The organism is Rhodococcus sp. 5A-K4 (assembly GCF_046097995.1).
Lineage (GTDB): Bacteria > Actinomycetota > Actinomycetes > Mycobacteriales > Mycobacteriaceae > Rhodococcus_F > Rhodococcus_F erythropolis.
In genome coordinates this window covers 45199-58153 of sequence record NZ_JBJURM010000016.1, presented here as the reverse complement: position 1 = coordinate 58153, position 12955 = coordinate 45199, and the positions used below count along the sequence as shown (strand labels likewise).

Here is a 12955-nt window from a genome sequence, read left to right as displayed (position 1 = left end):
ATTACCGAGTCGACTGCCATTAAATCCGCAGGTCAGTTGCGTAGAACCGACGCTGGAGACTCTGCGGAACTGTGTGCGGAGACGTGCTCCGGTTCGCGCCTGGTGGCCGGAACCAGAGTCAACAGAGTTGCCTCGGGGCGGCAGCAGAAGCGCGCCGGCGCCCACGGCGAAGTGCCGATGCCCGCGGAGACGTGCAGCTGGGTGTGCGCGCCCCACTTCGACGGCCCCTTGACCCGGGATCGATCGATCTGGCAGTTGGTGACCAACGCGCCGTAGAACGGAAGGCATAGCTGACCACCGTGCGTGTGGCCGGCGAGCACAAGGTCGTAACCGTCGTCGGCGAACCGATCGAGAACTCGAGGTTCGGGCGAGTGCGTCAGACCAAGCTTGAGCTGGGCGACGGGATTGGGTGTTCCGGCGACGGTGTCGTAGCGATCACGCTTCAGGTGCGGATCGTCGACGCCGGCGGCTGCGATGCGAATACCGGCCACTTCGAGCTCGCGGCGCACGTGGGTCATGTCCAGCCATCCACGTTCGGTGAACGCGGCCCGCAGATCGCCCCAGGGGAGGGGATCCCCGGTGATGCGCTTGTCCTTGTTGAAGATGTAGCTCAGTGGGTTCTTCGGTTTCGGAGCGAAGTAGTCGTTGCTGCCGAAGACGAACAGACCCGGCCGAGCCAACAGATCACCGAGCGCCTGGACCACTGCCGGGACGCTGCGCTGATGCGACAAGTTGTCGCCGGTGTTGACCACGAGGTCGGGGTCGAGGCCTTCGAGCTCACGCAACCAATTCTGTTTCAACCGTTGGTTCGGCATCATGTGCAGGTCGCTGAGATGGAGGACCCGCAGCGACGACGAACCGGGCGCCAGGACTGGCATCGTCACCTCACGCAGTGCAAATGCATTGCGTTCGATGCCGGATGCGTACCCGATCCCTAGTGCAGCGGCGCCCGCGGCACCAAGTGCGGTGCGGGTCAGATTGGTGCGGAACTGGGAAGACACCTCTCAAGGATACGGGTGTGGCGTTCTTCTGCGTCGCTCTCGCCGTCTTTTACAGCTATTCCACAGAGAATTGTGTCCGGGCGGAGGTAACTATCGGCACGCTCGAAACGCCGAGCGCGTAACGTTTCCACCATGTCCGACACGACACCATCGCTCAAAGCCACCCTCCGAACCGACATGGTTGCATCCATGAAGGCGAAGGATCCGCTACGTACAGCCACCCTTCGGATGCTCATGGCAGCCATCCAGACCGAAGAGGTGGCCGGTAAGGAAGCACGAGTCCTCACCGACGAAGAAATCATCAAAGTCCTTGCAAAGGAATCGAAGAAGCGCGGCGAATCGGCCGAGATCTACACCGAGAACGGCCGCGGTGAGCTTGCCGCGAAAGAGCGCGCCGAAGCTCAGATCATCGACGAGTACCTGCCGACGCCGTTGACCGACGCCGAGCTTGTCGACGTCGTCGACACCGCCCTCGCTCAGGTGTCCGAGGAGCTCGGTGAGCGTCCGGGGATGCGTCAGATGGGCCAGGTCATCAAGGCCGCCAGCGCGCTGGCCAAGGGCAAGGCCGATGGCGCACGTATCTCTGCAGCAGTGAAGTCCCGCCTGTAGTCGCGCGCCACCAGAACCGAAAACGGCCGCGATCTCCGAGTCACTCGGAGATCGCGGCCGTTCTTGTTTTCAGAGCCGTCAGTTTTCAGGGCCGTCAGTTCGGCGGGGTCCCCGCAGGCGGTGCGGGTTCGCCTCCGGGCGGAGTCGCATCCGGGGGAGTCGCGCCCGGTGCCGGAGCTGCGGGAGCTGCCGGGGATGCGGGTGCGGCCGGAGCCCTCACGGAACCGTCACTGATGTAGATCGTGACGGTCGAACCCGGGATCGCGGACCCGGACGGCGAAACTCCGGTGACCGTTCCCGCGCGTGCTCCGGACGCCGTGGTCACGGAATTGACCGTGAAGCCGGACGCCTGCAACCTCGACGTCGCCGCCGACTGGCTCAGGCCGACAACCTCGGGAACCTGGCCGTTCTGCGATCCCCGTGCGTACTTCTCGTCGATCGGAGGCAGTGAGGTGGGCCCGAAGTTGTTGGCGACCGGGTTCATTGCCGCGAACCAGGATCTCGCCGGTTCGGTACCGCCGTACAGGTTGCCGCTGTAGCAGGGGCGCAGCGGGCTCGAGCAGATCTCTCCCGGCGTCGGGGAGTCGCCGAAGATGTAGACAGCGGCAGCGAGGTTGTTGGTGAAGCCGAGGAACGCCGAGGACTTGTGGGTCTCGGTGGTACCCGTCTTGCCCGACATCGGCAGGCTCCATCCGGCGCTGCTTGCAGCTCCGGCAGACGTACCGGCGCCGACGTCGTCACGGCTCATGGCGTTGGCGAGTGTGTCTGCCAAGCCGGGCTCGACAACCTGCTCACAGCCCTGCTCGGTGACGGCCACAGGCTTGCCGTAGCGGTCGAAGACCGAATCGATGGGACTCGGCGGGCACCACTTGCCGTGCGAGGCGAGAGTGGCCGCGACGTTGGAGAGTTCGAGTGGGTTGATCCAGGTGGGACCGAGGGTGAACGAACCGAGGTTCTGTTCCTTCTGGAAGTCGGCCATGCTGCGCTCGTCGAAGCCCGAGGTGTTGGGATCAGCGTACGAGCGCATGCCGAGACGGACGGCCATGTCGACGGTCGGCGTGACGCCGGTTGCCTCGATGAGCTTGACGAAAGCGGTGTTGGGGGACTGTGCCAGCGCGTCGGTCACGGACAGCGTCGGCGGGTAGTTGCCGGCGTTCTCCACGCAGTAAGTCGACACCGGGCAACCGGCCGCACCACCGCTACCCATGCCCTTGGCTTCGAATCGCTTGGGCACGTCGAGCGTCGCGTTGATACCGAGGCCCTTCTCCATCGCCGCAGCCGTCGTGAAGATCTTGAAGACGGAACCCGCACCGTCACCGGCAAGGGAGTACGGCTGTGCCTGGACGGTTTCGTCGGCGTCGGCATTGAGACCGTACGTGCGACTGCTGGCCATCGCGATGACCTTGTGTGAATCCTGGCCCGGCCTGATCACGTTCATCACGTTCGCGATGCCGTCGAGGTTGGCGCTCGCGTTCGCGTTCAGTCCGGCCTTGGTGGACGCCTGGACCTGCGGATCGAGAGTGGTCTTGATGAGATAACCACCCTCGTTGATCTGGTCGCGCGTGATTCCGGCGTCCGAGAGGTACTTCAGTGCGTAGTCACAGAAGAATCCGCGATCGCCTGCAGCGATGCAGCCGCGCGGCAAGTTGTTGGGGGTTTCCAGGACGCCGAGGGGCTCTTCCTTGGCGGCGCGGAACTCGTCGGCACGATCCGGAATGTTCGTGATCATGGTGTCGAGCACGGTGTTACGACGCTCGGTCACGCCCTCGACGTTCGTGTACGGGTTCAGTGCGGAGCTGGACTGAACCATGCCGGCAAGCATCGCCGACTGGGGAACGGTCAGATCTGCGGCATCGACGCCGAAGTAGGTCTGAGCGGCGTCCTGGATGCCGAAGGATCCGTTGCCGAACGGTACGAGGTTGAGGTACCGGGTGAGGATCTCGTCTTTCGTGAGTTCCTTGTCCAGCGTCAGGGCCATCCGGATCTCGCGGATCTTTCGGGCCGGGGTGGTCTCGATGGCAGCGCGGCGCTCGGCATCCGTCTTGGCCACGACCAACAGTTGGTAGTTCTTCACATACTGCTGATCGAGTGTCGACGCGCCCTGCTGCACTTCACCGGTCGTCGTGTTGGTGAGGAAGGCACGCAGCGTTCCCTGCCAGTCGACGCCCTTGTGGTCGGGGAACCGGCGGTCCTCGATGGAGACGATCGCCAACTTCATGTTGTTGGAGATCTTCTCGCTCGGGACTTCGAAGCGTCGTTGGTCGTAGAGCCAGGCAATGGGATTGCCTGCCGCATCGACCATGGTGGACACCGCGGGGACCGTGCCTTCGACCAGTTCGGCCGAGACGTTGTCGACGGTATCGGCGGCGCGGTTGGACGCGAATCCGAATCCGCCCGCCACTGGGAACATCACCCCTGCGACCAGGACACCCGCCAATGCGGAGCTTCCGGCGAGCTTCGCCACTGTTTTTGCAATCGACACGATCTACAGAGTACGTGTGCCCACCCATTGGAACCGGTTTCAGTGTTTTGGGGGTGTTCAAAACCTTCTGAACACGCGCTTTGTACTGCCGTACCAAAAAATGCTCCCGAGCGTCTTGCGTTAGGGCCGTTCTTTACCTAAATTGTGATCAGTGTGATCGACGTAACACTCGATCACGAATGTGTCTCAGCTTTCACCGTGCTACCGCGGGGACGGCTGAGATGGTGCGCTGCTCGCCCTATGGCGACGGTCAGACTTTGTAGAGGGGACCCAGAATGTACACAGCCACCCCGAGTAGCCGTTTGGACATCGAGCAGGCCGAGGCACGAATTGCCTGGGTAACTCAGGCACGATGCCGCGAGGTCGACCCCGACCAACTTTTTGTTCGTGGCGCCGCGCAGCGCAAGGCGGCCACCATCTGCCGTCACTGCCCGGTCCTCATGCAGTGCGGAGCAGATGCTCTCGACAATCGTGTCGAGTTCGGTGTGTGGGGCGGAATGACCGAGCGTCAGCGCCGTGCACTGCTCAAGCAGCACCCCGACGTCGACTCCTGGTCCGAGTTCTTCGAAGACCAGCGCCAGCATCACTCAGCAGTCTGATCCAGGCCGATCGGGGGGATCAGCCCTTACGAGTGAGCTGATCTCCCACCGCGCGCAGCGCCTCGAGGTCCGAGACCTCGAACGGTAGCGACGGAACACCGATCAGCGGCACCCTCGGGTGAGCTGCGGTGAATCGACTCAGCAAGGCGATCTCCCGCTTCGCGATCACTGCCCGATGGGCATGGATGCGGAGAACGGCTGCGGTGAGGGCTTCGGCCTCGGTCGCACTTTCCTTCGCTTCCAGTTTGTCGGCGGCGGTCACCGCATGATCGGCAGGCAGAGCCGTCAATGTCGGGTGCGTGCGGTTGAGAACCAGACCGGCCAACGGCATCGAGTCGCCCGCAAGGCGATCGACGAAGAACGCCGCCTCTCGCAGAGCGTCGGGTTCGGCCGCTGCGATCACCAGGAAATGAGTCCCCGGCTGACGTAGCAACTCGTAGGTCTTCGTTGCGCGTTCACGGAAACCGCCGAACATCGAGTCGAGCGACTGCACGAATGCCGATGCATCCGAAAGCATTTGGCTTCCCACGATGGTGGAGACACCCTTCAGTGCCAATCCCATCGCGCCGGCGACGAGCCTGGTCAGGCCACGGCCGGGTGCGGAGAGCAGCCGGATCATCCGTCCGTCGAGGAATGTGCCGAGCCTCTGCGGGGCGTCGAGGAAGTCGAGCGCATTGCGCGACGGCGGGGTATCGACGATCACCAGATCCCACGCGTCGTTCGACGCCAGCTGCCCCAACTTCTCCATCGCCATGTACTCCTGCGTTCCGGAGAACGATGTGGCAACGGTTTGATAGAAGGGATTCGCCAGGATCTGCTCGGCCTTCTCAGGGCTCGAATGCTCGATGACCATCTCGTCGAAAGTCCGACGCATGTTCAGCATCATTGCGTGCAGTTCGCCCGTGGCCTCGGGACCCAGCTTCACCGGCTGCGGAGTGTTGTCGAGTTCGGCCACACCCAGGGCCTGTGCGAGGCGGCGGGCCGGATCGATGGTGAGGACGACTACGCGTCGGCCCTCTTCGGCTGCACGCAACGCCAGGGACGCGGCCGTCGTGGTCTTGCCGACGCCACCTGCGCCGCAACACACCACGATCCGGGCCGTCGGGTCCTTGATGATCGCCGAAATATCGAGGGCAGGAGCTGCGCGTCGGCCGGTCCTGGAACTGCCGACCGTCACGTTCTCGGTGGTCTCGGTCATCACACGCCCTGTTCCGTGAGGTATTCGGCAAGCTCGTACAGCCCACCGAGATCGACGCCGTCGGCGAGTGCGGGAAGTTGCACCCGAGCCCCGTCGATCTCGCGGAGCTTCTCGGCGCTGGATTCTTGAGCTTCGAGCACCGAGGCATGCTCGATCGTCTCGGTGAGCAGGCCTGCGAAGTCGTCGTCGGACAGATCGATGCCGACGTCCGAGAGTGTCGACCGGATCGAAGCCGCGTCGATATCGCCGGCAGCGGCACCGGAGAGTTGGTCTTCGGGCAAGAACCTCGGGCTGGCGCGGTTGACGATGATGGCACCGAGGTTGAGGTCGTCGCGCGCCAGTTCTGCGGCGGCGTCGGCAGTTTCCTGAACGGGCAGCGCTTCGAGAAGTGCAACAAGATGTACGACGGTCTCCGGCGAGTGCAGCAGCCGAACGACGCCTTCACTCTGGGAGTGCACCGGGCCGCCCTTGGCGAGATCGGCCATCGCCTTGGTGACGTCGAGGAAGCTGCCGATTCGTCCGGTCGGGGGAGCGTCGACGACAACGGCGTCGTACACGCGTTTGCCGGTTCGATCGGTGCGGATGACGCACTCCTTGATCTTGCCGGTGAGCAGAACGTCGCGAAGGCCGGGAGCGATGGTGGTGGCGAATTCGATGGCGCCGAACTTGCGCATCGCCCGGCCGGCGAAGCCGAGGTTGTAGAACATTTCGAGGTATTCGAGGAACGCGGTCTCGATGTCGACGGCCAGAGCCATCACTTCACCGCCACCTTCGGCGGCCGCGACCTTGGTCTCCTGCGGCGGAAGCGGCGGTACGTCGAAGAGTTGCGCGATTCCCTGGCGGCCCTCGACTTCCACGAGGAGAACGCGCTTGCCGCCTTCGGCCAACGCGAGCGCCAACGCGGCGGCAACCGTGGACTTACCGGTTCCGCCTTTACCCGACACAAAGTGCAGGCGGGCCTTCGTCGCAGACTCGGGCCAGGTCCTGCTCAGCTCATCTTGGGATGCAACCACACCGCGAGCCTATAAGTCTGGGGCCGAAGATGTACGCGGGATAGGCTCACCGCATGAGCGAAATAACTTCCTGGGAATACACCGTGACTCCGTTGCTGGTCCACAATCCGAAGGCAATTCTCGACAACTGGGGTGTCGACGGCTGGGAACTCGTGGCAGTCCTGCCGAGCGCGTCGGGCGAGCAGCACGTCGCGTACATGAAGCGTCCGAAGGGCTGAATCACATGGCAGAGGCAACACAGACCTGGTCGGAGCGTCTCGCCGAACTGGGCATTGCACTTCCCGCCGTCGCGGCACCCGTTGCTGCGTACGTTCCCGCGGTTCGCAGCGGCAACCACGTGTACACGTCGGGTCAGCTCCCGTTCGTCGACGGAAAACTGGCGCTGACCGGCAAGCTCGGTGCGGGCGTGTCGGATGAGGACGCCAAGGCCGCGGCGCGTACCTGCGCGCTCAACGCTCTTGCTGCCATCGACGCCCTGGTCGGCATCGACAACGTCGTTCGTGTTGTCAAGGTTGTCGGCTTCGTGGCATCCGCCGAAGGATTCACCGGTCAGCCCGGCGTGATCAACGGCGCTTCCGAATTCCTCGGTGAGGTGCTCGGCGACGCCGGTATCCACGCTCGTTCGGCAGTCGGCGTGGCAGAGCTTCCCCTCGGCTCTCCGGTCGAGGTGGAACTGATCGTCGAAGTTCGCTGATGTCGACGGTCCATCCCGCCTACGCGCAGCTTCGCCGCGTCACCGACATCGCTTCGGTCTTGCTCGAGAACAATCCGGGCATGATGACGCTGGACGGTACGAACACCTGGATTCTGCATGCTCCCGGCAGCGTCGAGTGTGTAGTCGTCGATCCGGGCGACAACGACGAGGAACACCTGCAACGTGTCGCTGGTATCGGTCCGGTTGCGCTGACCTTGATCACGCACCGGCACTACGACCACACCGGCGGGGTGGACCGTTTCCATGAATTGACCTCGGCTCCGGTGCGTTCCGTAGACCCCACTTTTCTGCGCGGGGGTGCTTCGGCGCTTGTCGACGGTGAAGTGATCGAGGTGGCGGGTCTGAAGCTGCGGATCCTCGCGACTCCAGGACACACCGCTGACTCGGTGTCGATAGTCATCGAGAACGATGCGAGCGTGCTGACGGGCGACACCATTCTCGGCCGCGGCACCGCAGTTCTGGACGACTCCGACGGCGATCTGGGGGATTACCTCACATCACTGCGGTCGTTGGCCGCACTCGGCGAAGGACTGACGGTTCTTCCCGGGCACGGTCCGGACCTGCCCGATCTGCAGGCGATTTCGCAGCAGTACCTTGCTCACCGCGAGGAGCGTCTAGCCCAGGTGCGGGACGCTCTGACGACGTTGGGGGAGTCGGCATCGGTGCGCGAGGTTGTCGAGCACGTCTACTCCGACGTGGACCCGAAGCTGTGGCCGGTGGCGGAGAAATCCGTCAACGTGCAGTTGGCGTATCTGCGCCGCTGAGGCGCTCGGCGCCGACATTCTGCGCCGCTGAGGCGCTCGGCGCCGACATAAAGAGTTGAGTTGTCTAGCCGAACTGCCGCCATCTATGCCGATCGAGGTATAGCTGGCGGCAGTTTTTGCATTTGTTTGATATGGGTCACGGGCCAATAGTTAGTCCATGACCTCACAATGCGACGGATGGATCCGCAATTACGTGGACGGCTCCTATGTCGAACCCGACGAGTCGTCGAGCTTCGATCAGGTCGACCCAGCAACGGGCCGTGTTCTCGCCCGGGTCCACGAGGCCGACAAGGCCCTGGTCGATCGGGCCGTGACCTCTGCCAGACGCGCTCTGGACAACGGTTGGGCCGATACGCCGGTCCGCGAGCGGACGGCCCTGCTGCGACGCGCCGCCGACCGGATCGAGGAGCGATTCGAAGAGTTCGTCGCCGCAGAAATGGCGGACACCGGCAAGCCGATCACACAGGCACGCGAACTCGACGTCGCGCGCGCCCTGACGAACTTCCGCACTTTCGCCGACATCGTCGCCGCGGCCGGACAGGAATCGTTTGTCACGGATCTCGCGGGTGGCAAGCAGGCGCTGAACTACGCGATCCGCAAGCCGCTCGGCGTGGTCGCCGTGATCGTTCCCTGGAACCTGCCGTTGCTTCTCCTGACCTGGAAGGTTGCGCCCGCACTCGCGTGCGGAAACTCCGTGGTGGTCAAGCCCTCCGAGGAAACCCCAGCGACGGCGTCGTTGCTTGCCGAGGTACTCGAAGAAGTCGGCCTGCCTGCCGGTGTCTACAACGTCGTCCACGGGTTCGGTGCGAACTCCGCCGGCGAGTTCCTCACCACGCACCCCGGCATCGACGGTGTCACCTTCACCGGATCTTCGGCAACCGGTTCGCATGTCATGAAAACCGTTGCGCCGCGAGTCCGTCCGGTCTCGTTCGAACTCGGTGGCAAGAACGCCGCGATCGTCTTCGACGACGTCGACATCGACGAAGCGTTGACGGGTCTGACCAAGTCGGTGTTCACCAACACCGGCCAGGTCTGCCTGTGCACCGAACGGGTGTACGTGCACCGCAGCATTTTCGACGACATCGCCGGTGGACTTGTCGAGCGGGCAGCAGGATTGCGTCTGGGCGACCCGACGCTCGATGCAACGACGACCGGACCGCTCATTTCGCAGGCGCACCGGAAGAAGGTTCTCGACTACTTCGAGATCGCCGAGCAGGAAGGCGCGAAAGTGCTGACCGGCGGCGGTATTCCGGACCTCGGACAGGAACTGTCGGGCGGATCGTGGATCGAACCCACCCTGTGGACAGGCTTGACCAACAAGGATCGCGTCGTGCGCGAGGAGATCTTCGGACCCGTTGCAGCACTCATTCCGTTCGAGACCGAAGCCGAGGCGATCGCCTTGGCAAACGACACCGAGTACGGCCTCGCTGCCTCTGTGTGGACCAACGATCTGCGCCGTGGACACCGCGTCGCGCAGAAGATGAACGTCGGAATCTCCTGGGTCAACACGTGGTTCACCCGCGAACTGCGATCTCCCTTCGGCGGCATGGGCCTGTCCGGCATCGGACGTGAGGGTGGCGAGTCCTCGCTGCACTTCTACACCGAACCGACGAATGTATGTGTGCAACTGTGAACATCGAAACCGCAAAAGTTTTCCAGAAATGAGCGAGGCGTGATGACAGCCCCCGAAGACACCGTATCCGCGCTCGCGCGTCGCCTCGACGACGCTGCGCAGACTCGCACCGACACCCCGAGCCTCGCCGACGAATACACCATCGACATCGACGAGGCCTACCGGATCCAGAACGAACTCCTCGAACGACGAACCAGCCGTGGCGAATCGATTGTGGGTATCAAGCTCGGCTTCACAAGCCAGGCGAAGATGGCGCAGATGGGTGTCTCCGAAGTGATCGTCGGTCAGTTGACCGACGCGATGTGCGTGAGCAACGGCGGCGAAGTCGACCTGAGGAAGTTCATTCATCCCAAGATCGAACCCGAAGTGGCATACCGTCTGTCGAAGGACGTCGATCTCGACGATCCGAACGTCGACATCGAAACCTGCGTCGATGCACTGGCTCCCGCAATGGAGATCATCGACTCGCGCTATCGCGACTTCCGCTTCACCTACACCGACGTCGTCGCTGACAACACCAGCGCTGCCGGGTATGTGATCGGGCGGTGGCTGCCGCTACAGAACGTCGAAGACCGTTCCGTACGTATGGAGGTCGGCGGCGAGACGGTAGTCGGTTCCACGTCGGCCATTCTCGGCGATCCGGCGCGCGCTTTGCATGCACTGCTCGACATCGCCCGCCGACGCCGAATTCCGTTGCGCGCCGGTCAGGTAATTCTGGCCGGTGCCGCCACAGCAGCTGTGCGACTCGACGAGGGCGTCGCACAGTGCACGATCGACGGACTCGGAACCGTCACGGTGAAAGGTGTGAAGCGATGAGTGGGGCGCAGGTCATCGAGAAGCTGGCGAAGCCGCGCGGAAAGTTCCCCCACGTCAAGGTGGTCGGCGATTTCGTCTATGTCTCCGGGACCAGTTCGCGTCGACCCGACAACACGTTTGTCGGCGTCGAGGTCGACGAGATGGGGACGACGGCGCTCGACATTCGGGCGCAGACGCGTGCCGTCATCGAAAACATCGCGGCAATCCTCGCCGAAGTGGGTGGAGAACTCAGTGATCTGGTTCAGGTCACCTCCTACCTGGTGTCGATGAACGACTTCGGAGGATACAACGAGGTGTACGCCGAACTGTTCGACGAAAACGGTCCGACGAGAACGACTGTGGCTGTTCACCAACTGCCCCACCCGCATCTGCTCATCGAAATTTCCGGCGTGGCGTACGTGCCCGCCTCCAAGCGCTCAGCGTCCGAAGATACGGAGAATGCATCATGACCACGATTCCTCCCGTCATCGACTTCAAGAAGTGGATCGACGACAACCGCCACCTGCTGCAGCCGCCTGTCAACAATCAGACGATGGCGCTCGGAGACGACTTCATCGTGCAGGTCGTCGGCGGACCGAACCAGCGGACCGACTACCACCTCGATCCGTACGAGGAGTGGTTCTACCAGCTCGAAGGCGACATCCACGTCAACGTCATGACCGAGGACGGTCCTCAGCGTGTCGACATTCGTGAGGGCGAAACCTGGTTGCTGCCGGGAGACATTCCGCATTCGCCGCAGCGTCCCACCGCGGGCTCCATCGGCCTGGTCATCGAACGCGTCCGCAAGGAAGGCACGCTCGAGAAGTTCCAGTGGTACTGCCTCGAATGCGATCACAAGATTCACGAGGTCGAACTTCAGGTGCGCGACATCGTGGCCGACCTTCCGCCGGTGTTCGTCAAGTTCTACGAGAGCGAAGAAGCCCGCACGTGTGACAAGTGCGGCACGCTCCATCCCGGCAAGGGCTGAGTGATGAGCAACCTGATCGACATCCACACCCACTACGTGCCCAACGGGTGGCCGGATCTGACCGAAGACGCGGGGCCGCAAGCGCCGTGGCTGAAGGTCGAGTCGGAGACCGAAGCCATGATCATGATGGGCACCACGGAGTTCCGCCGCATCCAGTCCGATGCCTGGGACGCCGAGGTGCGGCTTCGGGACATGGATGCCGACGGCGTGCACACGCAGGTCGTCTCGCCGACGCCGGCATTCTTCAATTACGGCCGAAGCGGCGAGCAGGCAAGTCGCATCGCACGGATCTTCAACGACCTCGCGCTCGAGATCGTGGAGCCGGCGAAGGATCGGTTGATTCCGTTCTGCCAGGTGCCTCTGCAAGACACCGACGCAGCGTGCCGTGAGCTCGAGCGGTGCATCGCGAACGGGCACCGCGGTGTCGAGATCGGCAATCATGTGGGCGATCTGGACCTCGACAGCGAGGGCGTGGTGACGTTTCTCCAGCACTGTGCGTCGCTTGACGTGCCGGTATTCGTGCACCCGTGGGACATGGCCAACTCTCCGCGCCTCGATCGCTGGATGGCGCAGTGGCTCACCGCGATGCCGGCCGAAACGCATCTGTCGATACTCGCGCTGATTCTCGGTGGGGTGTTCGACAAGATCGACGATCGTCTCAAGATCGGATTTGCGCACGGTGGCGGATCTTTCGCGTTCTGGTTGGGCCGGATGGAAAACGCCTGGCACGGCCGCAACGACATCATCGGTACGTCGGAGTTCCCGCCTTCGCATTACCTGGGTAGGTTCTACGTGGATTCCGTCGTCTTCGACGAGCGCGCACTGCGACTGCTGGTGGACACGGTGGGGGTGGACCGTGTGATGGTGGGTAGTGATTACCCGTACCCCTTGGGGGAGCGTCCGGTCGGTGAGGTGGTTCGCAAGAGTGAGTTCTTGGACGATACTGCGCGCCAACTGATTTCGCGGGGGAATGCCGAACGCTTCCTGGGTCTCGTCTGAGACCCCGGCTATACCCTTTCCGGTATGGCGGACGGTGAATTCGGCATTTGTGAGTCATGTCTCGAGCGAGCACAATTCCAAACACAACGATCGACGACGCTCGTGATGCCGACAATCCCGAAGACGGGGTCGGTGACTACAGATTTCATCGTCCGCCTG

14 protein-coding genes are annotated in these 12955 nt (G+C 63.1%); 10 read left to right on the top strand and 4 right to left on the bottom strand.

Annotated elements, in window-relative coordinates:
- Positions 1 to 32 precede the first annotated feature (32 nt).
- The gene (locus ACKAMS_RS20585) at positions 33 to 1001 is read right to left on the bottom strand and encodes a metallophosphoesterase (protein WP_003943461.1); all 969 of its coding nucleotides are present in this window, start codon (positions 999 to 1001) and stop codon (positions 33 to 35) included.
- 132 nt (positions 1002 to 1133) lie between these two features.
- On the opposite strand from ACKAMS_RS20585, the gene ACKAMS_RS20580 reads away from it, so the two are divergent.
- Complete coding sequence (locus ACKAMS_RS20580) at positions 1134 to 1610, top strand: GatB/YqeY domain-containing protein (RefSeq protein ID WP_003943491.1); 477 nt, start codon at positions 1134 to 1136, stop codon at positions 1608 to 1610.
- A 94-nt stretch (positions 1611 to 1704) separates the two neighbouring features.
- Here ACKAMS_RS20580 and ACKAMS_RS20575 read toward each other — a convergent pair whose 3' ends face one another.
- Positions 1705 to 4074: a transglycosylase domain-containing protein gene (locus ACKAMS_RS20575; protein ID WP_003943525.1), complete on the bottom strand. Its 2370-nt coding sequence runs from the start codon at positions 4072 to 4074 to the stop codon at positions 1705 to 1707.
- Between the two features lie 293 nt (positions 4075 to 4367).
- Between ACKAMS_RS20575 and ACKAMS_RS20570 the strand changes: the two genes are divergently transcribed.
- Entirely contained in the window at positions 4368 to 4691 is a 324-nt protein-coding gene (locus ACKAMS_RS20570; protein ID WP_007732375.1) for a WhiB family transcriptional regulator, read from the top strand.
- A gap of 19 nt (positions 4692 to 4710) precedes the next feature.
- On the opposite strand, the gene ACKAMS_RS20565 is transcribed toward ACKAMS_RS20570, so the two are convergent.
- Both ACKAMS_RS20565 and ACKAMS_RS20560 read right to left on the bottom strand, forming a co-directional pair.
- Positions 4711 to 5889, bottom strand: a complete 1179-nt coding sequence (locus tag ACKAMS_RS20565) for an ArsA family ATPase (protein WP_029254327.1) — start codon at positions 5887 to 5889, stop codon at positions 4711 to 4713.
- On the bottom strand, positions 5889 to 6902 hold the full coding sequence (locus ACKAMS_RS20560) for an ArsA-related P-loop ATPase (protein WP_019746607.1): 1014 nt from the start codon (positions 6900 to 6902) through the stop codon (positions 5889 to 5891). Before ACKAMS_RS20560 ends, ACKAMS_RS20565 begins: the two co-directional genes overlap by 1 nt.
- Before the next feature lie 53 nt (positions 6903 to 6955).
- Here ACKAMS_RS20560 and ACKAMS_RS20555 point away from each other — a divergent pair, with 53 nt between their 5' ends.
- The 8 genes from ACKAMS_RS20555 to ACKAMS_RS20520 all read left to right on the top strand — a co-directional run bounded on the left by ACKAMS_RS20555 (position 6956) and on the right by ACKAMS_RS20520 (position 12796).
- Positions 6956 to 7120, top strand: coding sequence for a hypothetical protein (locus ACKAMS_RS20555; protein WP_003943454.1), 165 nt, complete (start codon positions 6956 to 6958; stop codon positions 7118 to 7120).
- Between the two features lie 5 nt (positions 7121 to 7125).
- Positions 7126 to 7596, top strand: coding sequence for a RidA family protein (locus ACKAMS_RS20550; RefSeq protein WP_003943508.1), 471 nt, complete (start codon positions 7126 to 7128; stop codon positions 7594 to 7596).
- Positions 7596 to 8381, top strand: a complete 786-nt coding sequence (locus ACKAMS_RS20545; protein ID WP_046377838.1) for an MBL fold metallo-hydrolase — start codon at positions 7596 to 7598, stop codon at positions 8379 to 8381. Before ACKAMS_RS20550 ends, ACKAMS_RS20545 begins: the two co-directional genes overlap by 1 nt.
- Before the next feature lie 157 nt (positions 8382 to 8538).
- Positions 8539 to 10014: a 2-hydroxymuconic semialdehyde dehydrogenase gene (locus ACKAMS_RS20540; RefSeq protein ID WP_020905966.1), complete on the top strand. Its 1476-nt coding sequence runs from the start codon at positions 8539 to 8541 to the stop codon at positions 10012 to 10014.
- A 42-nt stretch (positions 10015 to 10056) separates the two neighbouring features.
- Entirely contained in the window at positions 10057 to 10830 is a 774-nt protein-coding gene (locus ACKAMS_RS20535; protein WP_019746611.1) for a 2-keto-4-pentenoate hydratase, read from the top strand.
- Positions 10827 to 11279 (top strand): RidA family protein, encoded by a 453-nt coding sequence (locus ACKAMS_RS20530; RefSeq protein ID WP_019746612.1) that lies wholly within the window; start codon positions 10827 to 10829, stop codon positions 11277 to 11279. The genes ACKAMS_RS20535 and ACKAMS_RS20530 overlap by 4 nt, the downstream gene beginning before the upstream one ends.
- The gene (locus ACKAMS_RS20525; protein WP_003943511.1) at positions 11276 to 11797 is read left to right on the top strand and encodes a 3-hydroxyanthranilate 3,4-dioxygenase; all 522 of its coding nucleotides are present in this window, start codon (positions 11276 to 11278) and stop codon (positions 11795 to 11797) included. The genes ACKAMS_RS20530 and ACKAMS_RS20525 overlap by 4 nt, the downstream gene beginning before the upstream one ends.
- Positions 11798 to 11800: 3 nt before the next feature.
- The gene (locus tag ACKAMS_RS20520; RefSeq protein WP_172932521.1) at positions 11801 to 12796 is read left to right on the top strand and encodes an amidohydrolase family protein; all 996 of its coding nucleotides are present in this window, start codon (positions 11801 to 11803) and stop codon (positions 12794 to 12796) included.
- Positions 12797 to 12955: the final 159 nt, after the last annotated feature.

Coding starts and splice junctions, on each gene's coding strand:
- ACKAMS_RS20520 (WP_172932521.1), top strand. CDS start 11,801: ATGAGCAACCTGATCGACATCCACACCCACTACGTGCCCAACGGGTGG.
- ACKAMS_RS20530 (WP_019746612.1), top strand. CDS start 10,827: ATGAGTGGGGCGCAGGTCATCGAGAAGCTGGCGAAGCCGCGCGGAAAG.
- ACKAMS_RS20525 (WP_003943511.1), top strand. CDS start 11,276: ATGACCACGATTCCTCCCGTCATCGACTTCAAGAAGTGGATCGACGAC.
- ACKAMS_RS20535 (WP_019746611.1), top strand. CDS start 10,057: ATGACAGCCCCCGAAGACACCGTATCCGCGCTCGCGCGTCGCCTCGAC.
- ACKAMS_RS20565 (WP_029254327.1), bottom strand. CDS start 5,889: ATGACCGAGACCACCGAGAACGTGACGGTCGGCAGTTCCAGGACCGGC.
- ACKAMS_RS20580 (WP_003943491.1), top strand. CDS start 1,134: ATGTCCGACACGACACCATCGCTCAAAGCCACCCTCCGAACCGACATG.
- ACKAMS_RS20555 (WP_003943454.1), top strand. CDS start 6,956: ATGAGCGAAATAACTTCCTGGGAATACACCGTGACTCCGTTGCTGGTC.
- ACKAMS_RS20545 (WP_046377838.1), top strand. CDS start 7,596: ATGTCGACGGTCCATCCCGCCTACGCGCAGCTTCGCCGCGTCACCGAC.
- ACKAMS_RS20570 (WP_007732375.1), top strand. CDS start 4,368: ATGTACACAGCCACCCCGAGTAGCCGTTTGGACATCGAGCAGGCCGAG.
- ACKAMS_RS20540 (WP_020905966.1), top strand. CDS start 8,539: ATGACCTCACAATGCGACGGATGGATCCGCAATTACGTGGACGGCTCC.
- ACKAMS_RS20550 (WP_003943508.1), top strand. CDS start 7,126: ATGGCAGAGGCAACACAGACCTGGTCGGAGCGTCTCGCCGAACTGGGC.